Source organism: Pseudomonas sp. 2FG, from assembly GCF_005502935.1.
Taxonomy (GTDB): Bacteria; Pseudomonadota; Gammaproteobacteria; order Pseudomonadales; family Pseudomonadaceae; genus Aquipseudomonas.
Genome location: NZ_SCMP01000018.1, coordinates 47451 through 71198, shown reverse-complemented (window position 1 = coordinate 71198; position 23748 = coordinate 47451). Strand labels below are relative to the sequence as shown.

Sequence of the window (23748 nt, the reverse complement as noted above, 5' to 3'; positions counted from 1 at the left end):
CTACCAAGGCCGTCGCTGGTCGGGCTGGTCAGTTCATAGCTGTAGCTGGCCACCCCGGTCAGGCTGTCGTAGGCGGTGATGGTCAGGCTGCCGTTAGTGCCGGCGAACACGCTGCCGACCAGGCTGGCCAGCGCCACGGTGGTGCCGTTGAGGGTGACGCTCTGCAGGTCGTCGAGGCCGTCGGCGTCGCTGAGGCTGAAGGTGCCCGTGGCGAATTCGCTGTTGCTGGCGGCGTTCGAGCCGGCCGCCAGGCCGGCTTCGAAGACCTGGTCGTTCGCGCCCTGGTTGCCCGGATCGACCGTGATCTGCGGCGTATCGTTACGGCCGGTGATGGTGAGGGTCAGGCTCGCGCTGGCGGTGTCGCCATCGGCGTCCTGCATGCTGTAGCTGAAGGTTTCCGTCAGGCTTTGGCCGCTGTCCAGGGCCTGCACCAGCAGGTTGAGGTTGTCCAGGCTGTAGCTGCCACTGCCGCCGCCGGTATCGCTGAAGCTGCCAAAGTTGGCCGCGGTGCTGCTCCAAGCCACGAAGCTGGTCGGGCTGTCGGCGCCCGCTTGGCCGTTGGCGTGCAGGTCGTTGCTCAGCACGTTGCCGATGAGCACGCTGAGCGCGCCTTGGACGATGCTGATGCCCTCATCCGCGGCGTTCGGCACATCGTCGAGGATCTCGATGACGAGGCTCGCCGGGGCCGACGAGGCGGTGCCGTCCGAGACCGTCAGGCTGAACACGTCGGTCTCGATCCCGGCGCCGTCGCTGGTCGGGCTGGTCAGCTCATAGCTGTAGCTGGCCACCCCGGTCGCGCTGTCGTAGGCGGTGATGGTCAGGCTGCCGTTGCTGCCGGCGAACACACTGCCCGCCAGGCTGCCCAACGCCACCGTGGTGCCGTTGAGGGTGACGCTCTGCAGGTCGTCGAGGCCGTCGGCGTCGCTCAGGCGGAAAGTGCCAGTGGCGAACTCGCCGTTGCCGGCGGCGTTCGAGCCGGTGGCGAGACCGGCTTCGAAGACCTGGTCGTTGCCGCCCTCGTTGCCCGGATCGACGCTGAGCTGCGGCCCGTCGTTGCTGCCAGTAATGGTGAGGGTCAGGCTCGCGCTGGCGGTATCGCCATCGGCGTCCTGCATGGTGTAGCTGAAGGTTTCGCTCAGGCTTTGGCCGCTGTCCAGAGCCTGCACCGCCGGGTTGGCGTTGTTCAGGCTGTAGCTGTAGGTGCCGTTGCCGGTGTCCGTAAAGGTGCCGAAGCTGGCCGCGGTGCTGCCCCAGGCCACGAAGCTGATCGGGAGGTCCACGCTCACGTCATTGTCCAGCACGTTGCCGGTGATCGCGGCGACCGCGTCTTCGGCGATGCTGTTGTTGTCGTTGGCCGCTTCAGGTAGGAAATCCGGCACGTCTGCGGGTACGGGCTCCGATGCCGCAACCGGTTCAGGGTCCGGGAATTCCGCCCCCCTGTTGAGCCCGACAGTCGGGAAGCCAATCACAGGTTCAACCGAGCCACCCACGGCATCCAGCACCACAAAGGAGTGACCGCCACCGGCATTAGCTGCACCACCTACTCTTGGGCCGGCGGCTGTGGCTTCACCCTCTAGAGTCGGGTCGACACCCGCCTCAATGGCGGCCTGCAGTTTTTCAACATCGGTGAGTTCTTGATCGCTGGGAACTGCCGAAAGGGCTGCTCCGGCATAAGGCGGGGAGTCATGGCCTGCGGCGATCATTTGCTCGTCGAGCGCCAGGCTGCTATCACGACCCAGAGTCAGCTCCTGACCGTTGCGCAGGGTGACCGCGACGGCGCCGGCCGCGCCCGTCACCAGCTGCTCACCCGCGAAGACCCGATCACCTTCGGTAAGAAGTCGACGCGCTCCATCGCCAGCTACCGCGTAGACCTCGCCGACAACCTGACTGACGACACCGATTAAAGTAGCCATGCTTCCTTCCTCACTACAGCTGTCGACAACCGTCGACAGGTATTTCAAAAGGGTCAAAAAGCCTTTCAAAACCGAGGTAGTGCGAAGAAATCAACTGAGAAAATGGAACGACGCGGCGACATCAAAAAGCTACGACGTCAAAAAAATATCGCCCTCGCCAGCATCGTACGACTCCACCAGATAAGTCCCCGCCCTTGCGCTCTAAAGCGTATTTGACCGTCTGTTTTAACCACGCAGAAAGCCTTATCCCACGGATAACGTGGCTGTTAGAGAAAAACAATGTGCTCGTTTTGGCGGAGTGCATAAGATTCTTTCCTCATAACCTTTGTGAGAATTTTTTCTTAGCTTCTCCGTAAAGATGTTCTTAGCTCTGTTGTTAAAAGCCTGAAACGGTTTAACCGGCCATTTAGCCAAATTATTGGCGACAGGAACAAAGCACATCTAAACATGGAGAAGTACCTCATGCGCGTTTTGACCCCCCTGTGGAGCAGCATGCTACTGGCCATGGCCTGCGCCCAAACTCAAGCGATGACGCTATCGCAAGCGATTCAGAGCACGGTCGATAGCCATCCAGAGATTCAGGCCAGCCTGAACGACCGGCTCTCCTCGGATGAAGAGGTAAAGGTCGCGAAGGGCGGTTATCTCCCGACTGTCGACGCACTCGCCGGTTATGGCCGCGAGCAAACCGACAGCCCGACTACCCGTGGGCTGGTGGGCCACAACAAGGAAACGCTGACGTATGGCACGTCCGAGCTGCGCTTGCGGCAAATGCTCTTTGACGGGTTCAACACCCCGAATGAAGTCGCGCGCACTAAAGCCGTAGTGAACTCGCGGGCTTATTTCGTTCAGGGCACTTCAGAAAGCCTGGCGTTACGCACCGTCGAGGTCTATCTGGACGTACTGAAACGCCGGGAAATGGTCGCACTGGCCAAGAACAACCTGCAGGCGCACCAACGCATCAACGACCAGATGGGTCTACGTAGCCAACGTGGCATAGGCAGCACGGCCGACCTTGACCAATCCCAAGCACGCTTGGCGCTGGCGGAAAACAACCTCTACACCGAACAGGTCAACCTGGCCGATGCCGAGTCCAGCTTCTTCAGTGCCGTCGGGCGCCTGCCGGATGAACTGGAGTCGCCCACCACGATCAAGGGCGAAGTGCCCGCCGAGCTGGGTGCCGCGCGGCAGTCAGTGATGGCGAACAACCCCTTCCTGAAGTCCGCGCAAGCCGACGTGATGGCTGCCGAGAAGCAATATGAAGCGGCCAAGGCGCCGTTCTATCCACGCTTCGATGCGGAACTGGCGACTGAGGCCAATAACAACACTCAAGGCGACGAAGGCCACGACAACTCTTGGCGCGCCGGGATAGTAATGAACTACAACTTGTTTAACGGCATGCGCGACAAGGCGCGGTTGCAATCCTCTGCCTACCAGATCAACCAGTCGATGGATATTCGCAACAATGCCCTGCGGATTATCAACGAGAACATCTCGCTGGCCTGGAATGCGATGGAAAATGCCCGTTTGCAAACCCCAAAAGCCCGCGACTATGCGAACTACACCGCACGGGTTCGCGAGGCCTATCAACAACAGTTCAGCCTGGGGCAACGCACCCTGCTCGACTTGCTAGACAGCGAGAACGAACTCTTCACCGCCAATCGACGCTATACCGAGGTGCGTTACACCGAGGAGTTCTCCATGTATCGGGTGATGTCGGCCATGGGCGAGTTGTTGCGTACCCAGGGGACTGTTCTTCCGGCTGAAGCGACTGCCCTGAACGAAGTGAAGAGTGAGGCTCAGCTACCGGAAATGAAGTAGTACTGGCTTAGGAGTAGTAGATCGTGACGACCATGGAACGGACAGGGCTAAGCGGCGATCCTCGGCTTAGCCATGATGATCCGTTGCTGGATGGTTTGTTGATTCTCTGCAACCTGCACGATTGCTCTGCCAGCCGTGGCAGCCTGAGTGCAGGCTTACCCATGCCCGAGCAACGGCTTAGCGCCGAGCTTCTGCCGCGGGCCGCGGCGCGGGCGGGCTTGCAGGGCCGGCTGTTGCGCCGTGAACTGAGCGCCATCTCCGCACTCAATCTGCCCGTTCTGCTGCTGTTGAAAGGCGGCCGCAGCGCGGTGCTGCGCCAATGGGGGGCAGAGGACCAAGCGCTGATTCTACCCAGCGAGGCGGAAGGTGGTGAGCAGTGGGTCAGCCGCGAGACACTGGCTGCCGAGTACAGTGGCCAAGCCCTGTTCGCCCGCCCACGGCATGAACTGGAAGACCTGCGCAGCCCCTTGGTGCCACGGGTCGAAGCCTGGTTCCGCGACACCCTCAAGCTCTCACGCTGGCTGTATACCGACGCGATTCTGGCCAGCTTGCTGATCAACGTGCTGGGCCTGATGGTGCCGCTGTTTGTCATGCAGACCTACGACCGCGTCGTCCCCAACCAGGCCACCGCGACCCTTTGGGTGCTGTCCATCGGCCTGCTAATCGGCACCCTGTTCGAACTGCTATTGCGCGTGCTGCGCGCCCATCTGCTCGACGTCGCCGGCAAGAAAACCGACGTGGTGCTCTCTGCCACGCTGTTCGAGCGCATCACCGGCATGTCGATGAAAGCCCGGCCCGCCAGCGTCGGCGGCTTCGCCCAAAGCATTCATGACTTCCAGGGCCTGCGTGAATTTCTCACCGGGGTGACCCTGACCAGCATCATCGACCTGCCTTTTGCGCTGCTGATGATTGTGGTGATCGGCTTGCTCGCCGGCTGGATCGTGGTGATTCCGCTCTTGGCGTTCCCGCTCACCGCCCTCTTCGCCCTGCTCATCCAGTCGCGTCTGCGCGACACCGTACAGAAGAGCCTGGCCCTCGGCGCCGAGCGTCAAGCCCTATTGATCGAAACACTCGGCGGCCTGGAAACCCTGAAAGCCTGCGGTGCCGAAAGCGAACGTCAGCACAAATGGGAAACCACCCATGGCGCGCTGACCCGCCTCGATGCGCACGCGCGCCACCTCTGCGCCCTGGCCACCAACGGCACCCTGTTCCTCCAGCAATTCTCCGGCATGGCCACCATAGTCGCCGGCGTCTACAGCATCATTGCCGGCGACCTGAGTGTCGGCGCCCTGGTGGCTTGCTACATGCTGGGCAGCCGGGTCATGGCCCCGCTTGGGCAGATAGCCGGGCTGATCACCCGCTACCAACAAGCGCAAATCACCATGAAAAGCACCGACGCGCTGATGGCCCTACCACAGGAGCGCCAGGCCAAACAACGGCCACTGGAGCGTACCCACCTGCAAGGTGCGCTGGATGTGCAGCAGGTGAATTTCCGCTACCCAGGGCAAAGCACGCCGGCACTGACCAATGTCGGCCTGCACCTGGCGGCAGGCGAGCGCATCGGCATCATCGGCCGCAGCGGCTCAGGGAAAAGCACCCTGGCGCGACTGGTGATGGGGTTCTATACCCCGGATGAAGGCCAACTCCTACTGGATGGCCTCGACCTGCGCCAACTCGACGTCGCCGACCTGCGCCATCAGATTGGCTACGTGGCCCATGACCTGCCGCTACTCTCCGGCAGCCTGCGCGACAACCTGACCCTCGGCGCCCGCTATGTCAGCGACGCGCGCATGCTCGAAGTGGCCGAGATGACCGGGGTCAGTGAGTTGGCCCGGCAACATCCGCAAGGCTTCGACCGCCCAGTCGGTGAGCGCGGCCAACTACTCTCCGGCGGCCAGCGTCAGGCGCTGCTACTCGCCCGCGCCCTGCTGCTCGACCCACCGATTCTGCTGCTCGACGAGCCGACCAGCGCCATGGATAACAGCAGCGAGGAGATCCTCCGTAACCGCCTGCAAACCTGGACGCAGGGCAAGACGCTGCTGCTGATCACCCATCGCTCCTCCATGCTCAGCCTGGTGGAGCGACTGATAGTGTTGGACAACGGCCAGATTGTCGCCGACGGCCCGAAAGAGTCGGTGATCGAAGCCTTGCGCAAGGGCCGCGTTGGCCCGGCAACCGTTTAGCAGGCCGCGCATGGAACTCCCTACGTCGATTCGCGGTTACTTCGCCAGCCTGCGCCAACAGCAGCAGGACACCGAATTCATGCCGGAGGTGGACGGCGCCGCGCTGGAGGATGCGCCCTGGCTGTCGCGGGTGACGCTCTGGGTGGTCTGCGCCCTCCTCCTCAGCGCACTGGTGTGGGCCAATTTCGCCGTGCTCGAGGAAGTCACGACCGGCGAAGGTAAAGCCATACCCTCCAGCAAGGTACAGGTCATCCAAAACCTAGAAGGTGGCATCGTCACGGAGATCTTCGTCCGTGAGGGGCAGGTGGTGAACAAGGGCGACAAATTACTGCGGCTGGACGACACCCGCTTCCTTTCCAACCAAGGTGAAACCGAGGCCGACCGCCTGGCCCTGGTCGCCCGCGTCGAGCGCTTGGCCGCCGAGGCCGAAGGCCGACCGATTGCCCTGTCGGAAGAAATCACCGGCAACGCGCCACAACTCGCCGAAGACGAAATGGCGCTGTATAGCTCGCGGCAAAAACGCCTGGAGAGCGAACAACGCACCCTCGGCGAGCAGCTACGGCAGAAAACCCAGGAGCTGGCCGAGTTTCGCTCGAAACAGCAGCAATACCGCTCGAGTCTGGGCCTGCTCCAGCAGGAACTGAACATGTCCGAACCGCTGGTCGCCAGCGGCGCCATCTCCCCGGTGGAAATTCTCCGGCTGCGCCGCAGTGCCGTCGAGATACGCGGCTCGATGGACGCCACCACCCTGGCGATTCCGCGCGCCGAGGCGGCCATCAACGAAATCAAAAGCAAGATCGAGGAGTCCGAATTGGCGTTTCGTTCCGACGCCGCCAAAGAGCTCAATGAAAAGCGCACCGAGCTGCAAAAAATCACCGCCACCAGCGTCGCCATTCAGGATCGGGTCAGCCGCACCACCGTCCTTTCCCCGGTGCGCGGCATCATCAAACAGCTGAAGATCAACACCATCGGCGGCGTGGTGCAGCCGGGCAGCGACATGCTGGAAATCGTCCCACTGGAAGACAACCTGCTGATCGAGGCCCGCGTGCGCCCGCAAGACGTGGCTTTTCTCCACCCGGGCCAGAGCGCCATGGTCAAGTTCAGCGCCTATGACTACACCATCTACGGCGGGATGAAGGCCAAGCTCGAACTAATCGGCGCCGATACCGTGACCGACGACAAGGACAACAGCTTCTACCTGATCCAGGTGCGCACCGATAAGAACCATCTGGGTCAGGATGATCATCCCCTGCTGATCATCCCCGGCATGGTCGCCACGGTGGACATCATCACCGGCGAGAAAAGCGTGTTGGACTACCTGCTCAAGCCAGTACTCAAAGCCCGCGCCGAGGCCATGCGCGAGCGTTAGTCGGCCTTGTCCGCATGGTTGCGCTGGTAGGTCTCGACGCCCATCGCCGCGATCTGCCCCTCGATCAGGGCCTCGAACGGCCGCAGCAACTCCACAAAACTAGCCGGCGCCTCGATGATCTCCAACGCCTGCACAATCGCCTCGATAGTCGACAAAGCACCGGCCATCGGCGCCTTGCGCAGACGGTAGCGTGAGGCACAGCCCTCCGGCAGTGTCACTCGTGGCAGAGCTGCTAACGCCGGGTTGAGGTACAGCAGTTTGCTGGCCTTGCGCCAGGTGCCATCCGGCACCACCAGCAGTAACGGCAAGCCCTCACGCGCAGCGGCGTACTCGCTCAGCGGCTGTGCGGGCTCGCCGGGAAACAGCAGGCAGGCTTGATACCCCGGCTGCTCCAGCAAGACCGCTAAATCGCCGAACACTTCGCCCACCACCAGCTCGGCATTGCTCAACCCCAAGGCCGCCAGCCGCGCGGTATTCAAGGCATGCCTGACCTCGCTCGGATGCTGCAGGATCAGCACACGGGTACGGCTATTCAGGGATGGAATCAGCGGGCATAGACAATGGCTGGTAGGTCGTGAACAGCGGGGACATTGCGGACGGGACATGCAGGGCTCTCCTCGGCGCGCAGTGTGCCACTCAAATGGACTGAGCGCCCGGCCTTAGATCGCCCCTCAGCGCTGATTGAGTTGGGCCTTGAGCAGATCGCGGAAAGTCTGGAGCAACGGCTCGCGGGAGCGCCCGCGGCGCAGCGTCAGCGAGAACGGTGCCTGATAGCCGAAAGTCGTCGGCAGCAAGGCGCGGAGGCGGCCCTGTTCGACCCAGGACTGTGCGTAATGCTCGGGCAGATAACCGATGTAAGCGCCGGACAGCACCAGGATCAACTGCGCCTCCATACTCTCCACCGTTGCCGCGCTGTGCTTGAAACCGTGCCGCGCCAGCTCCGCCTGGCTCCAATAACCGCGACCGACCATGCGTTGCTGGGTGATGACTTCCGCCGGAATCCGCCGCTCGGCAAATAAGGAGTGGCGGTCACTGCAATACAGCCAATGTTGCTCACGGTACAGCGGCTGATAAACCAGACCGTTCATCCGCGTCGAGAAGGCCCCGATGGCCAGGTCCAGGCGGTTGTCCAGCACCCCCAGTTGCAACTCGTAAGGGCTCATCACCGATAGATGGAGGTGCACCGCCGGGTGCTCTTCACTGTAGGCGCCGATGGCCTCGGCCAAGGGCAGCGACGGGTCGCTGACGGTGGAGTCGAGCACGCCCAGATTAAGCGTGCCGCGTAGCTCGCCCTTGAGCGCCGCCGCATAGCGCTCGAAACCTTCCATCTCACCGAGCAAACGCAAGGTTTCCTGGAAGAACAGCTCGCCCTTGCTGGTCAGGCTGAACCCCCCACGGCCGCGATGGCACAGACTGAGGCCGAGCTGGCCTTCCAACTGGCTCATATAGGTACTGATCGCCGAGGTCGACAGGTTCAGCTCCTGTTGCGCCGCCGCGAAGCCCTGGTGGCGCACCACGCTGACGAAGATCCGCAGCAGTTTCAGGTCGGGGAGGACTTGGCTCATCGGGGCTCCGAGCTTGCACTCCCCCCTCCCGCTTGCGGGAGAGGGGCTGGGGGAGAGGGTGGAGTATGCGCCCCCTCTCCCCAACCCTCTCCCTGCAGGGAGAGGGAGCAGCGCGAGTCTATCCGCAACCCAATAGTTTAGAAATCTCTGAACTAAGTATTTGCCACCAGCGATTTTTCCCGCCGGCTGCCCTGAGCAGAATCCGCCCAACTCCTACAACCACAACAACCTCGAGGCCACCCCGTGGACAAGATCCTCCATCAGCCCCTGGGCGGTAACGAAATGCCCCGTTTCGGCGGCATCGCCACCATGATGCGCCTGCCGCATATCCAGGCTGCCGCCGAACTCGACGCGCTGGACGCCGCCTTTGTCGGTGTGCCCCTGGACATCGGCACCTCCCTGCGCCCCGGCACCCGCTTCGGCCCCCGTGAAATCCGCGTCGAATCGGTGATGATCCGCCCGTACAACATGGCCACCGGCGCCGCACCGTTCGACTCGCTGAACGTCGCCGACATCGGCGACGTGGCGATCAACACCTTCAACCTGCTGGACGCCGTGCGCATCATCGAGGAGGAATACGACCGCATCCTCGGCCACGGCATCCTGCCGCTGACCCTCGGTGGTGACCACACCATCACCCTGCCGATCCTGCGGGCGATCAAGAAGAAGCACGGCAAGGTCGGCCTGGTGCATATCGACGCCCACGCCGATGTCAACGACCACATGTTCGGCGAGAAAATCGCCCACGGCACCACCTTCCGCCGCGCGGTGGAAGAAGACCTGCTGGACTGCGACCGCGTCGTGCAGATCGGCCTGCGCGCCCAGGGCTATACCAGCGAGGACTTCAACTGGAGCCGCAAGCAGGGCTTTCGCGTGGTCCAGGCCGAAGAGTGCTGGCACAAGTCGCTGGCACCGCTGATGGCCGAAGTGCGCGAAAAAGTCGGCGGAGGCCCGGTCTACCTGAGCTTCGATATCGACGGTATCGACCCCGCCTGGGCACCCGGCACCGGCACCCCGGAAATCGGCGGCCTGACCACCATCCAGGCGATCGAGATCATCCGCGGCTGCCAGGGCCTGGACCTGATCGGTTGCGACGTGGTGGAAGTTTCCCCGCCCTACGACACCACCGGCAACACCTCGCTGCTCGGCGCCAACCTGCTGTACGAAATGCTCTGCGTGCTGCCGGGTGTGCAGCACCGATGAGCAGCCAACAAGTACTCGAGGCTGCCCGCCAGTTGGTGGCAGCCTTCGCCAGCAATGACACCCAAGCCTACTTCGCGGCCTTCAGCGAAGACGCCAGCTTCGTCTTCCATACCTGCGAACAGCCGCTGCTCTCGCGTGCGGCCTATCGCGAGCTGTGGGAAAGCTGGCAGCGCGAGGGTTTCGAGGTGCTCGCCTGCACCTCGAGCAATCAATTTGTCAGCCTGCAGGGCGATGTCGCGATTTTTATCCACGACGTCAGCACCCGGCTACGCATTCAGGGCAGCGAAAGCCTGAGTCTGGAGCGCGAGACCATCGTCTTTCGCCAGCAACCACAAGCGGGCCGTTGGCTGGCCTGTCACGAGCACTTGTCGGCAATGCCAGAGTTACTGTCATAGTCAAATGATCCCCAAGCGGAGGAAGTCATGCATAACAATAAGAATGACCAAGCCATAACCCAGATCGAAACCCACGGCGTCGAACAGATTCCCGACGCCGAACGCAACGCCGGACCGATCGATCTGTTTCGCCTGATCTTCGGCGGTTCCAACACCTTCGCCACCGCCGTGCTCGGCAGCTTCCCGGTACTCTTCGGCCTCTCGTTCCAGGCCGGGGTCTGGGCGATCCTGCTCGGCGTATTGGTCGGTTCGATCATCCTCGCGCCGATGGGCCTGTTCGGCCCGCTCAACGGCAGCAACAACGCGGTCTCTTCCGGTGCGCACTTCGGCGTGCACGGGCGGATCGTCGGCTCCTTCCTGTCGCTGCTCACCGCCATCGCCTTCTTCTCGCTGTCGGTGTGGAGTTCGGGCGATGCCCTGGTCGGTGGCGCCAAGCGCCTGATCGGCTTGCCCGAGACCGACTTGACCCTGGGCCTGGCCTACGGCCTGTTCGCCATTCTGGTGCTGACCGTGTGCATCTACGGTTTCCGCTTCATGCTCTGGGTCAACAAGATTGCGGTGTGGGCCGCCAGCCTGCTGTTCCTGCTCGGTATCTTCGCCTTCGCCGGGCCGTTCGACGCCGGCTTCGCCGGTAGCGTCAACCTGGGTGCGGAAGGCTTCTGGGCCGCCTTTATCGGCGCCACCCTGCTGGCGATGAGCAACCCGGTCTCGTTCGGCGCCTTCCTCGGTGACTGGTCGCGCTACATCCCGCGGCAGACCTCCAAGGGCCGGATCATGCTGGCGGTGATCGCGGCGCAGATCGCCACCCTGATCCCGTTCTTCTTCGGCCTGGTCACCGCCACCATAGTGGCGGCCAATGCGCCGGACTACATCGCCGCGAACAACTATGTCGGCGGCCTGCTCGCCGTGTCGCCGAGCTGGTTCTTCCTGCCGGTGTGCCTGATTGCGGTGATCGGCGGCATGTCCACCGGCACCACCGCGCTCTATGGCACCGGCCTGGACATGTCCAGCGTATTTCCACGGGTGCTCAGCCGGGTCAAGGCCACGTTGCTGATCGGCGTGCTGTCGATCGGCTTCATCTTCATCGGCCGCTTCGCCTTCAACCTGGTGCAGAGCGTGTCGACCTTCGCCGTGCTGATCATCACCTGCACCAGCCCGTGGATGGTGATCATGATCCTCGGCCTGATCATTCGCCGCGGCTTCTACTGCCCGGATGATCTGCAAGTCTTCACCCGCGGTGAAACCGGCGGCCGCTACTGGTTCAGCCACGGCTGGAACTGGCGCGGCATGGGTGCCTGGATTCCCAGCGCGCTGATCGGCCTGTGCTTCGTCAACCTGCCGGGGCAGTTCGTCGGCCCGCTCGGTGAACTGGCCGGCGGCATCGATATCAGCCTGCCCGTCACCCTCGGCCTGGCGTCCCTGCTGTATCTGGTACTACTGAGCCTGTTCCCGGAACCCGCCGCGGTGTACGGCCCCCAAGGCCCGCGCTGGATCGGCGGCCGCAAGACCAGCAAGAAACTAAGCTCCAAAGGCTCCCCCGAAGCTGCATAACAACAAACGGCTCTACGTTCGCGATGGCCAATAACCGCTGCACCAAGCCCGCTAAAGGAGTTACCGATGCGCACTCGTCCCACTCACCTGATGGCCCTGCTGGGCCTGCTTGCCACAGCGCTGTGCCCGACCCTGCAGGCTGCCGAAAGCAAGCCGTCGTTCCTCAGTTCCGGCAGCTTCCAGGTCTGTTCCGATCCGACCTTCCCGCCGCTGGAGTTCTTCGAGAAGTCCGGCGACCGCGAGCCCAGCGGCTTCGACGCCGACCTGATCCGCGCCCTGGCCAAACACTGGGGGGTGCAAGCCCGCTTCATCGTCACCGAGTTCACCGGCCTGCTGCCGGGCCTGGAGTCCAAGCGTTGCGATGTGGTGATCAGCGGTACCTTGATCACCCCCGAGCGCACCCAGAAGCTCAACGCCGTGCCCTACCTGGCCAGCGCCACCATCGTCTTCGGCAGTGGTAAGAGCGACCTCAAACTGAACTCGCTGGATGATCTGTCCGGCAAGGTCGTCGCGGTGCAGTCCGGCACCCGTTACGTGGCGATCATGGAGAAGCTCAACGCGCAGCTGACCGCCGCCGGCAAGACCCCGGCCACCCTGCAAACCTACCCCAAGGGCAGCGACGTAGCCCAGCAGGTACTGGTCGGCCGCGCCGCCGCCGGGCTGTCCCAGGACACCGAAATCGCCTACCGCGAACTGCAGACACCGGGTCAGTTCAAGACCCTCTACAGCTTCCCGGAAAAGGATATCTTCGGTGCCTACATGCTGCCCAACCCGGCGGACAAGCAGGCCGTCCAGGACGCCGTGAATGCGCTCAAGGCCGACGGCACGCTCAAGGCCATCAGCGAGAAGTGGAAGCTCGATCCGGCCAACGTGGAAGTCAGCGGGCAGTGATGCCGGCTTGACCACAAAGCTGTGTCAGCTGCGCCAAGGCTAACGGCGCAGCTCGCACCACGCCGGACAGGCGCGTTGCCCAGCTAGCCGCTGAGGGCGACGCCCTACAACCGCTCCCTTCACCAAAGGACACGCTCATGCACTTCGATGTAGCCGTCTTCTGGGACGCCCTGACGTCCTACCCGTTCTTCAAGGGCGCCTGCATCACCCTGGTGCTGGCACTGCTCGCCCACTCGGTCGGCATCGCCCTGTCGATACCCGCCGCACTGGCGCTGGATGGCCCGAACAACCCGGCGCGCGTCTTGCTGCGCGGCGTCCTCAGCGTATTTCGGGGTGCCCCCACCCTGCTGCAGTTGCTGTTCGTCTGGAATGCCCTGCCGCAATTCTTCCCGGTTTTCCGCGAGGCCTGGTTCACCCCCTTCTTCGCCGCCTGGATCGCCCTCAGCATCAACGAGGCGGCCTATCAGGTGGAGATCAACCGCGGTGCACTGAAAGCCTTGGACAAGGGCCAGTACGCCGCCGGTCATGCGCTGGGCCTGTCGCGCTGGCAGATCTTCCGCTACATCACCCTGCCGCAGGCGGCGCGCATCGCTATTCCGCCGACCGCCAACGAGTTCATCACCCTGCTCAAGATCACCTCGCTGGCCTCGGTGATTTCCCTGCAGGAACTGATGGCGGTGACCTCGCAAACGGTCTCCACCACCTTCCAGTTCTCCGAGTACTACGCGGTGGCGCTGGTCTACTACCTGGTCATGGTCTACACCCTGACCTGGCTGCAACTGCGCCTGGAACGTCGCCTGTCCTGGGACCACGTGAGCGCCGGCGCGAAGAGCGTCGGTCTGCTGCAACGCACCCTCGCCCGTATGCGGCGCATCTGAGGAGCTCGCCATGAACGAAATCATCCGTCTGGAAAACGTCGGCAAACGCTACGACGACTTTCAAGTGCTGCAAGGCATCAACCTGTCGGTCAGCCAGGGCGAGAAGATCGTCATCTGCGGGCCGTCCGGCTCCGGCAAATCGACGCTGATCCGCTGCATCAACCGCCTGTCGCCGCACGACACCGGCACCATCACCGTGGAGGACCAGGACATCTCGAGCAAACACGGCAGCGCCAACGTGCGCCGTGAAGTCGGCATGGTGTTCCAGAACTTCAACCTGTTCCCGCACCTGAGCGTGCTGGAAAACTGCACCCTGGCGCCGATGAAAGTCCGCGGCACATCACGCGCCGAGGCCGAAGAGCAGGCCCTGCGCTACCTGAACCGCGTGCATATCGGCTCCCAGGCGCACAAGAAACCCGGCCAGCTCTCCGGCGGCCAGCAGCAACGCGTGGCCATCGCCCGGGCGCTGTGCATGAACCCCAAGGTGATGCTGTTCGACGAACCGACCTCGGCGCTCGATCCGGAAATGGTCGGCGAGGTCCTCGAGGTGATGACCGAACTGGCCCTGGAGGGGATGACCATGCTCTGCGTCACCCACGAGATGGGGTTCGCCCGCAAGGTCGCCGACCGCGTGGTGTTCATGGACGCCGGGCAAATCGTCGAGACCGCCACCCCGGCCGAGTTCTTCGACCACCCGCAACATGCACGCACCCGCGCCTTTCTCTCACAGATCAGCCACTGATACCGACCCCCATGCATACACCGACCGAAGCCATCCTGCGCCGCGACCTGGCCGCAGCCTACCGTCTGGCCGCCCTATTCGGCTGGGACGACACCCTGTACACGCATTTCTCGGTGCGCCTGCCGGGCCACGAGCCACGCTTCTTGATCAACCCCTTCGGCCTGCTGTTCGAGGAGGTGCGCGCCAGCGACCTGATAGTCGTCGACCTGCACGGCCGGGTGCTCGACGGTAATGCGGACTACAACGTCGCCGGTTTCACCATCCACAGCGCCATGCACATGGCGCGTGAGGATGCGCACTGCGTGATCCATACCCACACCCTCGCCGGCATGGTGGTGGCCGCGACGGACGCTGGCCTGGCGCAGCTGAACCAGATCAGTGCCGAGTTCTACCAGCGCGTCGGTTACCACGACTACGAAGGCATCGCCCTCGACCTCGGCGAGCGCGAACGGCTGGTCGCCTCGCTTGGCGACAACATCGCGCTGATCCTGCGTCACCACGGCCTGCTCAGCGTCGGCGCCAGCGTCGCCGACGCCTTCTACGTCATGTACTACCTGAACAAGGCCTGCGAGATCCAGCTGAGTGCCGCCGCGCTGCAAGGCGTGCGGGAGATGCCGGGCAAACTCAGCCAGCACGCCTGCGAGCAATTCCAGGGCGCCGAGTGGCAACGTCAGCTGCTCTGGGAGGCCTGGCTGCGCAAGCTCGAGCGCCTCGACCCGGCTTATAAGAACTGAGGCCCCGCGCACCCCTGAGGGTTCGGATAGCGCGGGGGAGTTTCAGTTACGCACAGCCCCCCACGCTATTGACTGCCTGCGGGCGACTGCGTGGACCGCTCGGAGTTAGGCTCTCAACGCCGACGCTGCTCGGCCAGACGGCGTTGCTCATCACTGTGGATAGGGATTGGTTGCAGACGTGGAGCCTCGATCAGTCCGAGCGCGACAGACAGCTTCCACGCCAAAGTACGTAGCCAAATATTCATCATGAGTCCCTCTCTAAACAGCGAGCGAGTCGGGCAGTCGATTGCTTCTGCACCTCCCCCTCGGAACCACTGATCCAGTCCATCGACCCCGGGCCCCTGCAAGATCTTCCCTCGATTGAAGGAATCGCCCTAGCAGTGACGCGCTCGGCCGATCTGGATCACTCCACGGCCCTTTCCCCGGCTTGAGCCGCTAACAGCCCAAGCCACTATTTCAGATTGGCACCAAGCATGCCCTTGCGCCACATCAGCCAGGCACTGGCCCGGGCAAAATGCGTGGGCAACCGATGTACGGTTACGCCCTCGCGCTCCGGCAGGCTGTCGAGCAGCACCAGCACCACCCCGCCCCCGGCGATCACGCAGGTGAGCCGGCCTGGCGTGACCGCTCAGAACCAGCGCCGAGGTTACCAGGCGCAAACCGATACCGAAGACGCCAAAGACGTCGGTTTCGGCAAGCGCCCAATTAGTCAGCCAGGCAGGCGGGCTGACAACTCAGCTCAGCTGTTCCTTGCGCCGGTAAGGAAACACGTCGATCACCTTGCCGGCACGAATCGCCTCCTGCAGCCCCTGCCAGTATTCGGCTTGATACAGATCGCCGTGCAGTTGGCTGAATAGTCGGCGCTGGCCCATGTCGGCGAACAGGAACGGCGGGAACTCCTCCGGGAACACATCCAGCGGGCCGATCGAATACCAGGGCTCGGAGGCCATTTCGTCCTCCGGGTAGCGCGGTGGCGGAATGCGGCGGAAGTTCGCCTCGGTCAGCTGGCAGATTTCGTCGTAGTCGTAGAACACCACGCGGCCATGGCGGGTGACGCCGAAGTTCTTCAGCAGCATGTCACCGGGGAAGATATTCGCCGCCGCCAGTTGTTTGATCGCCAGCCCGTAATCTTCCAGCGCCTCAAGCACCTGCGCCTCGTTGGCGTGCTCCAGATAGATATTCAGCGGGGTCATGCGCCGCTCCGTCCAGCAGTGGCGGATCAGCACGGTATCGCCTTCCAGCTCGACGGTGCCCGCCGCCACTTCCAGCAGCTCGGCCAGGCATTCCGGCTCGAACTTGGCTTTCGGGAAGCGGAAGTCGGCGAACTCCTGGGTATCGGCCATGCGCCCGACGCGATCGACGCTTTTGACCATGCGGTACTTCTCGATCACCGTGGCGCGGTCGACGTTCTTCGACGGCGAGAAGCGGTCCTTGATGATCTTGAACACCGTATTGAAACCCGGCAGGGTAAACACGCTCATGACCATGCCACGCACACCGGGGGCCATGATGAAGCGGTCGTCGGTATTCGCCAGGTGGTTGATCAGCGCACGGTAGAACTCCGACTTACCGTGCTTGTAGAAACCGATCGAGGTGTACAGCTCGGCAATGTGCTTGCCCGGCAGGATGCGCTTGAGGAAGCCGACGAACTCCGCCGGAATCGCCACATCGACCATGAAATAGGAACGGGTGAAGGAGAAGATGATCGACACCTCCGCCTCGTCGGTGATCAACGCATCGACCTGCACGCCCTGCCCCTCACGGTGCAACAGCGGAATCACCAGCGGCCACTGCTCATCGCGGGTGTAGATGCGCCCGACCAGGTAGGCGCCCTTGTTGCGATAGAGCACCGAGGAGAACAGCTCGATGCACAGCTCCGGATCCTTGCAGACCCAGTCCGGCAGGCTGGTGCGCAATTGCGTTTCCAAACGCCGCAGGTCACGCGGCAGGTCTTCATAGGGCACGCCGAAGCGGTAGTCGGCGAACACCTGCTCGAGCATGCCGGCCAGGTTGACCTGCGGCAGGTAGCTGCGGGTTTGCGCGGCCCGCTCATGGCTGCGCAGCGATGGCCGCGTGGTGTGGATAAACATGCAGCCGTCGCTGATGCAGTCATGGCTGAACAGCCCGCAGAAGATCGAGTTGAACCAGGTTTCCGCCAGTTCGTCGTCGAAACGGCTGTCGATCAGGTTGATATAGGCACTCTTCACCAAGGGCCAGAGCTGCACATCCAGCAGCACCTCGGCGCTGATCGCCTGATGCAGGCGGGCGCCGACCTCGCTGACTTTCTCCTCATACAGATTGATCCGCGCGGCCGAGGCCTGCTGCGTTTCCTGCCACTGCGCCTGCTCGAAACGCGCCCGCGCGCCGTCGGTGATCTGGCGGAAGTGCTCGCGATAGTCGTCGAAGCCGTCGAGGATCAAACGGGCGATATCGGCGGCCGGCCATTGCTGTGGCATAGGGAAGTCTCTGCTGAGAAATTCGGAAAAGGCGAGCTTAGCCAGTGACCGAGCCGAGGGAAAGCGTTCTCAGCCGATCCCACGCGCATGCAAATGGTTCTCCAGGCATTCGATGAACGCCTTGACCTTGCGCGTGCTGCGCCGGTGGGCGAGGTAGAGCACATGCACCCAGGGGCCGAAGGCATCGGGCTCCAGCCAGTACTCCGGGAGCAGCTGGACCAGCTGCCCGCTGGCCAGGTAGGGCGCCACGCTCCACTGCGGGCAGAACTGCAGGCCTTGGCCGGAGCCCCCTGACCAAGCATTTGCATACGGGATGACCGCTTCCGCTAGCCCCCCAGCGGCTCATTTCGACCCAATATAGCTGACGTTCGAGTGCACCTACGAAATGAGGGACGATTCAAGGTGTTCAAGCCATTTTTTCACATGGAAAGCTCGCGCAACTGCAACACCGGCGGAGTTGTTCTGGGGCTTTCAGCTGCGCGGGAGAGTGTGCTGGAGCACGGTGGCGGGTTGGAGGCGAAGGGCTGCCTGGCCATGGGATTGCGCACAGGCTCAGGCTCGGCTGTTGCGGAAGCTGCCGGGTGTGATGCCGACTACTTTTTTGAACGCCCGGGTCATGTGGCTTTGATCGAAGAAACCGCAAGCGAATGACGCTTCGGCGAGGCTGGCCCCGGTGCGTAACAGTGTTTGGACCTGGGCGATTCTTTTCTGGATTTGATAGCTGTGGGGGGAGACTCCAACGCTTTTTTTGAACACCCGGATCAGGTAGAGCGGGTCAAGGTTCACCAGCTGCGCTAGTTCTTCCAGGGGGATGTGTTTGTCGAACTCGTCCTCGAGTTTCTTCTTGATCCTTTTCACTGCGTGCTGCTCAGCCGCACTGACCGGTGCGATGGGCGCGCCGCTGCGCTCGAAGAGCTGCGTCACCAACTCCAGCAGGATGGTTTCCCGTTCAAGACTGGGATTGGATTTTTCAATGATTTGATGTTGATGCAAAAAGGTCCGAGCAAAGTCCGGTGCCTGGCTCAGGGCTGTTTGAAAAAGGTGGATATGATCACCCGAAAAGCGCCCTTGGAACACCGCCCGGTTGACCCATTCCGGATCGATGTAGAGCATTCGATACATCCAGCCCTGATCGTGTCCTGGCAAGCCGTCGTGGATCTCGCCGGGGCTAATGGTGACCACGCTGCCCGCACCCCCCAAGTAGTAGCTGCCGCGATAGAAGAGTTTTTCAACGCCGCTACTTATAACGCCGACCGCATATCGGTCATGTGAATGCCTGCCGAAAGATTGAGTGCTGTAACGCGCGGATAACAACTCGCAGTCGCCTTCGGGTATACGCCAGAATTTAACAAAGCCCTTACCCTCGCGAGGGTCTTTATTGTGTCGATTCTCATCCATGACTTGTCCAGTTTTGTGCAATACGTTTGAAAAAAAAGTGGCTAAATTTAGCACCCATTTCATAACGCAAGCCAGGGGAATCGATGTCTACAAAACTAGTTATTGGGGATTTTAATAAGTCTTCATGGTCATTACGCGCATGGCTGGTTCTTGTGACAGCTGATGTTTCATTTGAAACCCTTCAGATCAAGCTGGAACAGAGCGAAACCCGTCAGCGTATTCTTCAACATTCGCCATCGGGCAAGGTGCCGGCGCTGTTGCTCAACGACATCGTCATCAACGACAGCCTGGCCATCAGCGAATACATTGCCGGCGCCTATCCTGCTGCCAACCTATGGCCCCAGGACTCGCGGATCAAGGCCCTGGCCCGAGCCGCTGCAGCGGAAATGCACTCCGGCTTCACCCACCTGCGCACGCAGATGTCGTTCGGCCTGAACACCGGCGACACCCCTGAAAGCCTGACCGCCGAGACCCAGGAAGAAATCCAGCGGATTTTCGCCATCTGGAACCACCTGCGCGACGTGAGCGGCTCAAAGCAGTTCCTCTGTGGTGACTTCGGCATTGTTGATGCGATGTTTGTTCCTGTGGTGTTTCGCTTCCGTCGTTATGGTATTGCCGTGCCCGCGCAACTACAGGGATATGTTGAAAAAATTCTGGCTTATCCACCTGTACAAAAATGGTTGAAGTTGGCCGAACAAGCAGTTTAAGAAGCTGCGTTACTTGTAACGATTAAAGCTAATTATAAATTACTTATTTTTTTGACTGACGACAGAAAAGACCTTTTGGTCTTTTCTGCTTTGTCGAGTCTGACTTTTGTGGCAAGAAGAGAAGGAAGTTATGAGCGTTCATAAAGTTAATGCCAGGGATTCGGGGCGTGATAGGCAAGTCTACGATGTGATCGGCATAGGTTTTGGTCCGGCGAATATTGCCTTGGCCATTGCCTTGGAGGAGTTGGAGTTTGCTGGGTCGCGACTGTTTCTTGAGCGCCATTCCAGTACGAAATGGCAGCCGGAGATGATGTTGGCGGGCAGCGATATTCAGAACCATCCGAGTCGCGACCTGGTGACTCCGCGCAACCCTCGTAGCCGCTACACCTTCACCAACTTCCTGTTCGAGAACGATCGGCTTTTTGAGCACCTCAACCTTGGTTTGGAGTTTCCCCTGCGCAGCGAATTCGCGGAATACGTGCGTTGGGTCGCGGGTTTCTTTGCCAAGGATGTGGCTTATAACCAGGCGGTGACGACGATTCAGGTGGACCCTGCAAGCAATCTGTATTGCGTGACCACTCAGACCGGGAATCAGTTTTTTGCCCGCTCGCTGGTGCTCGCCCCGGGTCGCACGCCAGTGATCCCGCAAGCGTTCGCCGACTGTGCCCCGGATCGGGTGTTCCATCTGACTCAGTACCTCGGGCGTTTGGCACAACTAGCCCAGCAGCGCGAGCTGAAGCGGGTGGCGGTGGTGGGCGGCAGCCAGAGTGCGATCGAGATCATGCTGCATCTGCGGCATAGCTACCCGCAGCTGGAAATCATCAACGTGCAGCGCGGTTATGGTTTCCGCCTCAAGGACACCAGCCAGTTCAGCGAGCACGTGTACTTCCCGGCCTTTGTCGACCAGTACTACAACAGCTCTGCCGAGGCGAAAAAGAACATCAATCGCCACCTGCATTACACCAACTATTCCGCCGCCGACGCCGACGTGATCTCGGAGTTGTATGTGGGCATGTACGAAGACAAGTTGCAGGGCAAGGACAGGATCACGATCAAGAACCTCAGCGAAATCCAGAGCTGCACACCCTCGGCGCAGGGCTACACGTTGACGGTGCTCGGCACTCAAGGCCAAACCGCCGAACAGCTGCCCGACCTGGACGCCATCGTGCTGGCCACGGGGTTCCGCAACCTGGGGACGGGAGCACAGGACGAGCGTTTCCCTGCCATCCTCCGAGACCTTGCCGAGAGCCTGGACTGCGATGCGCAGGGCGTGATTCGCATCGGTCGCGATTATCGCCTTTCTGCGCGCAAGGGCTACAGCCTGCCGGCGCTTTACCTCAATGGCTTGTGCGAGTCGTCCCACGGCTACGGCGATGCCGGCTCCTTCAGCCTGCTGTCGTTGCGTGCCCGGGATATTTTCAACTCGTTGAGCGAGCAGCTGGGGCAGGTGGAACCCGCGGAAAGAATCGCCTGAGTAGTGGCTGAATCGAATTCTGAACCTCGACCCTTTATGGAGTAGGCAGTGAATGGAAATTTCAGGAATGGATGAGTTGGGTGTATTTGCTGAAGTCGAGTCTCAGGCGCGCAGTTATTGCCGCAGTTTTCCGGTGGTCTTCGATCAGGCTCAAGGCAGCTATCTGTACGACCTCAAGGGACTGGCGTACATCGACTTTCTAAGTTGCGCCGGCTCAGTTAACTATGGTCACAATCCCAAGCCGGTCAAGGCGGCGGTGATCGACTACCTGCAGCGTGATGGTATCCAGGCTGCATTGGATATGCACAGCCGAGCCAAGCAGGAGTTCATCTTCAACTTCCGCAAGATCATCCTCGAACAGCGAGCTTTGCCCTACAAGATGCAGTTCACTTCGCCCACCGGCACCAGCGTGGTGGAGTCGGCGATTAAACTGGCTCGCAAGGTCACCGGACGGCGGCATATCGTGGCCTTCACCAATGGCTTTCACGGTATGTCCAGCACCTCGCTGGGGTTGACCGGCAACCGCGACAACCGCCAGCCCGGCGTCGACCCTTATGTGTTCCGCATGCCCTATGACGGTTATTTGAAGGGGATGGATTCCATCGAGTATTTCGAGCGCCTACTCAACGACAACAGCTCTGGCATGGATATCCCGGCCGCCGTGATACTGGAAACCATTCAGGGCGAAGGCGGGATCAACGTAGCATCCTCTGACTGGCTGCGGCGTCTGCGCAAGCTGACTGCCAAGCACGACATCCTGTTGATCATTGATGATATCCAGGCCGGTTGTGGCCGGACGGGCACCTTCTTTAGCTTTGAACCAGCCGGAATCACGCCGGATATGGTCTGCCTGTCGAAGTCCCTCAGTGGTTATGGCTTGCCGTTCGCGCTGTTGCTGCATCGCCCTGAGCTGGATCAGTGGGTGCCCGGCGAAGACAACGGCACCTTCCGCGGCAACACCCTGGCCTTTGTCGCGGCGACCAAGACGCTGCAGGAGTTCTGGAGCGACGACCGCTTGGTCAAGCATATCCAGGCCAATGAAGCACTGCTCAAGACCTGGCTCGGCGTGGTGACTGAGCGCTTCGCTGCGCAGATCAAGCAGGTGCGTGGACGCGGGCTGTTCTATGGCATCGAGTTTCACGATGCGTCGCTGGCCGCAGCGGTGATGCGCGCATGCTTTGTGCGTCGTTTGATCATTGAGCGCTGCGGTCCAGAAGATCAGGTGCTCAAGCTGATGCCGGCCCTGACGATCGGCATGGAAACCCTGCAGGCTGGTCTGGACAGCATTTTTGAGGCCATGCAGCAGGTGCTGGACCAGGCCTCGTTCAGCGAACCGGACAGTGACACGGATGCTTTGGTTTTCCTCAATGAGGTCTCTCATGTCGACTAATAGCAATCGCGCGATCATCGAACTGACCATTGGCGGGCTGATGCTCAGCCTGTCTGCCTTGGCTGTCGCCTTCGCCCATATCGGCGCGGGTGGCGCAGGGTTCTATCGGATGCTGTTCGCCTCGATCCTGTTCTTCCTGCTGCTCAAGGTGCGCAGAATCCCGGTGCTGCTCAAAAGCTTCAAGGCACAGCTGTACACCGCGTTGGCCGGGGTCTTCCTGGCCATCGACCTAGTGCTCTGGCACCAGAGCATCTATATCGTCGGCCCGGGCATCGGCTCGATCCTGACCAACTGTCAGGTGTTCTTCATGACCCTGCTGGGGTTGTACCTGTTGAAGGAAAAACCTTCGATCTACTTCCTGATTTCCATCACCTTGGCCTTCGTCGGACTGTATCTGTTGCTGCTGCCCGAAATGAACAGCGCGGTGGAGGTCAAGGGCGTGGTGTATGGCGTGCTGTCGGGGCTGGCGTATGCCATCTGCGTGTACTTCCTGAAGATCAATACACAGTTGCCTGACGGCGGTGGCGACAAAATCGCGCAGATGCTCAATTTGAGTCTCTGGGCGGCGCTGGTGTTGCTGGCGTATGCGCTGGCGACCGGGGAGAGCCTGGCGATCGTGGATGGGCAGACCCTGCTGATGCTGATCATCTACGGGGGGCTGGTGCAGTTCGTCGGCTGGCTGCTGGTCAACCGTTCGATCGGTGCTCTCAGTCTGGGGTTGGCCGGTCTGATCCTGTTGCTGGAGCCGGTGATCACGTACTTCATCGATATCGCCTTTCTCGGCAAGGCCAGCTCCGCGCTGCAGATTTGCGGCGCGCTGCTGACCATCTTTGCGGTGTACATCGGTTCGATCAAACCGCCGGAGAAAGCGCAGCCTTTACCCGAGGCGGCCTGACGTGAGGCATGTCACGGCAGCGTCGTGATCGACGGGCTGCCGTGAACCGACCAATATGCTACGCGCAGGCCCGCAAGGTCTGCACGTAGTCGGTTTCTGCCGGTCACGACTGACCGCTACTGGCCGATTGCTGCCGATCACGCGACTCACAGCGGCGTAGGCCGTACATACCGCTGACGGCTTGTC

General features: G+C 61.6%; 20 protein-coding genes and 2 pseudogenes. 14 read left to right on the top strand and 8 right to left on the bottom strand.

The window, feature by feature from the left end; all coding sequences use genetic code 11:
- On the bottom strand, positions 1–1913 hold a 1913-nt coding region (locus FFS13_RS17220; protein WP_137820285.1), incomplete at its 3' end, for a retention module-containing protein.
- A 462-nt stretch (positions 1914–2375) separates the two neighbouring features.
- Between FFS13_RS17220 and FFS13_RS17215 the strand changes: the two genes are divergently transcribed.
- The 3 genes from FFS13_RS17215 to FFS13_RS17205 are packed head-to-tail and all read left to right on the top strand — an operon-like array spanning position 2376 to position 7283.
- Positions 2376–3731: a TolC family outer membrane protein gene (locus FFS13_RS17215; RefSeq protein ID WP_137820284.1), complete on the top strand. Its 1356-nt coding sequence runs from the start codon at positions 2376–2378 to the stop codon at positions 3729–3731.
- A 32-nt stretch (positions 3732–3763) separates the two neighbouring features.
- On the top strand, positions 3764–5914 hold the full coding sequence (locus tag FFS13_RS17210; protein ID WP_137820287.1) for a type I secretion system permease/ATPase: 2151 nt from the start codon (positions 3764–3766) through the stop codon (positions 5912–5914).
- A gap of 10 nt (positions 5915–5924) precedes the next feature.
- Positions 5925–7283, top strand: a complete 1359-nt coding sequence (locus tag FFS13_RS17205) for an HlyD family type I secretion periplasmic adaptor subunit (protein ID WP_137820283.1) — start codon at positions 5925–5927, stop codon at positions 7281–7283.
- On the opposite strand, the gene FFS13_RS17200 is transcribed toward FFS13_RS17205, so the two are convergent.
- A complete protein-coding gene (locus FFS13_RS17200; protein ID WP_137820282.1) occupies positions 7280–7888 on the bottom strand; it encodes a tRNA-uridine aminocarboxypropyltransferase in 609 nt (202 codons plus the stop codon). The genes FFS13_RS17205 and FFS13_RS17200 overlap by 4 nt on opposite strands.
- Before the next feature lie 66 nt (positions 7889–7954).
- Entirely contained in the window at positions 7955–8848 is an 894-nt protein-coding gene (locus FFS13_RS17195) for a LysR family transcriptional regulator (RefSeq protein ID WP_137820281.1), read from the bottom strand.
- A gap of 243 nt (positions 8849–9091) precedes the next feature.
- Between FFS13_RS17195 and speB the strand changes: the two genes are divergently transcribed.
- The 7 genes from speB (at position 9092) to FFS13_RS17160 (ending at position 15242) form a co-directional block, all read left to right on the top strand.
- Positions 9092–10051: an agmatinase gene (gene speB / locus FFS13_RS17190; protein WP_137820280.1), complete on the top strand. Its 960-nt coding sequence runs from the start codon at positions 9092–9094 to the stop codon at positions 10049–10051.
- On the top strand, positions 10048–10446 hold the full coding sequence (locus FFS13_RS17185) for a nuclear transport factor 2 family protein (protein ID WP_137820279.1): 399 nt from the start codon (positions 10048–10050) through the stop codon (positions 10444–10446). The genes speB and FFS13_RS17185 overlap by 4 nt, the downstream gene beginning before the upstream one ends.
- Before the next feature lie 27 nt (positions 10447–10473).
- Positions 10474–11997: a cytosine permease gene (locus FFS13_RS17180; RefSeq protein ID WP_137820278.1), complete on the top strand. Its 1524-nt coding sequence runs from the start codon at positions 10474–10476 to the stop codon at positions 11995–11997.
- A 66-nt stretch (positions 11998–12063) separates the two neighbouring features.
- Complete coding sequence (locus FFS13_RS17175; RefSeq protein WP_137820277.1) at positions 12064–12888, top strand: ABC transporter substrate-binding protein; 825 nt, start codon at positions 12064–12066, stop codon at positions 12886–12888.
- 137 nt (positions 12889–13025) lie between these two features.
- Entirely contained in the window at positions 13026–13766 is a 741-nt protein-coding gene (locus tag FFS13_RS17170; protein ID WP_137820276.1) for an amino acid ABC transporter permease, read from the top strand.
- Positions 13767–13776: 10 nt separating this feature from the next.
- Positions 13777–14508, top strand: coding sequence for an amino acid ABC transporter ATP-binding protein (locus FFS13_RS17165; RefSeq protein WP_137820275.1), 732 nt, complete (start codon positions 13777–13779; stop codon positions 14506–14508).
- A gap of 11 nt (positions 14509–14519) precedes the next feature.
- A complete protein-coding gene (locus FFS13_RS17160; RefSeq protein WP_137820274.1) occupies positions 14520–15242 on the top strand; it encodes a class II aldolase/adducin family protein in 723 nt (240 codons plus the stop codon).
- Between the two features lie 113 nt (positions 15243–15355).
- Here the strand turns inward: FFS13_RS17160 and FFS13_RS20290 are convergent, their stop codons facing one another.
- The 5 genes and pseudogenes from FFS13_RS20290 to FFS13_RS17140 form a co-directional block, all read right to left on the bottom strand.
- Entirely contained in the window at positions 15356–15487 is a 132-nt protein-coding gene (locus tag FFS13_RS20290; RefSeq protein WP_305956021.1) for a PA1414 family protein, read from the bottom strand.
- Positions 15488–15693: 206 nt separating this feature from the next.
- A pseudogene (locus FFS13_RS19815) lies at positions 15694–15861 on the bottom strand (LysR family transcriptional regulator); the annotation flags it as partial.
- A 115-nt stretch (positions 15862–15976) separates the two neighbouring features.
- Positions 15977–17698 carry a bifunctional isocitrate dehydrogenase kinase/phosphatase gene (gene aceK / locus FFS13_RS17155; protein ID WP_137820273.1) on the bottom strand — a complete coding sequence of 574 codons (1722 nt, stop codon included), beginning with the start codon at positions 17696–17698 and terminating at the stop codon, positions 15977–15979.
- 69 nt (positions 17699–17767) lie between these two features.
- Positions 17768–17980, bottom strand: a pseudogene (locus FFS13_RS17150) (LysR family transcriptional regulator); the annotation flags it as partial.
- Positions 17981–18250: 270 nt separating this feature from the next.
- Entirely contained in the window at positions 18251–19096 is an 846-nt protein-coding gene (locus tag FFS13_RS17140) for an AraC family transcriptional regulator (protein ID WP_137820270.1), read from the bottom strand.
- An 83-nt stretch (positions 19097–19179) separates the two neighbouring features.
- Between FFS13_RS17140 and FFS13_RS17135 the strand changes: the two genes are divergently transcribed.
- The 4 genes from FFS13_RS17135 to FFS13_RS17120 all read left to right on the top strand — a co-directional run bounded on the left by FFS13_RS17135 (position 19180) and on the right by FFS13_RS17120 (position 23562).
- Positions 19180–19803: a glutathione S-transferase family protein gene (locus FFS13_RS17135; protein WP_137820269.1), complete on the top strand. Its 624-nt coding sequence runs from the start codon at positions 19180–19182 to the stop codon at positions 19801–19803.
- A gap of 130 nt (positions 19804–19933) precedes the next feature.
- A complete protein-coding gene (locus tag FFS13_RS17130; protein ID WP_137820268.1) occupies positions 19934–21277 on the top strand; it encodes a lysine N(6)-hydroxylase/L-ornithine N(5)-oxygenase family protein in 1344 nt (447 codons plus the stop codon).
- A 67-nt stretch (positions 21278–21344) separates the two neighbouring features.
- Complete coding sequence (ectB, locus tag FFS13_RS17125; RefSeq protein WP_137820286.1) at positions 21345–22667, top strand: diaminobutyrate--2-oxoglutarate transaminase; 1323 nt, start codon at positions 21345–21347, stop codon at positions 22665–22667.
- Positions 22657–23562: a DMT family transporter gene (locus FFS13_RS17120; RefSeq protein WP_137820267.1), complete on the top strand. Its 906-nt coding sequence runs from the start codon at positions 22657–22659 to the stop codon at positions 23560–23562. Before ectB ends, FFS13_RS17120 begins: the two co-directional genes overlap by 11 nt.
- The last annotated feature ends 186 nt before the right edge of the window (positions 23563–23748 follow it).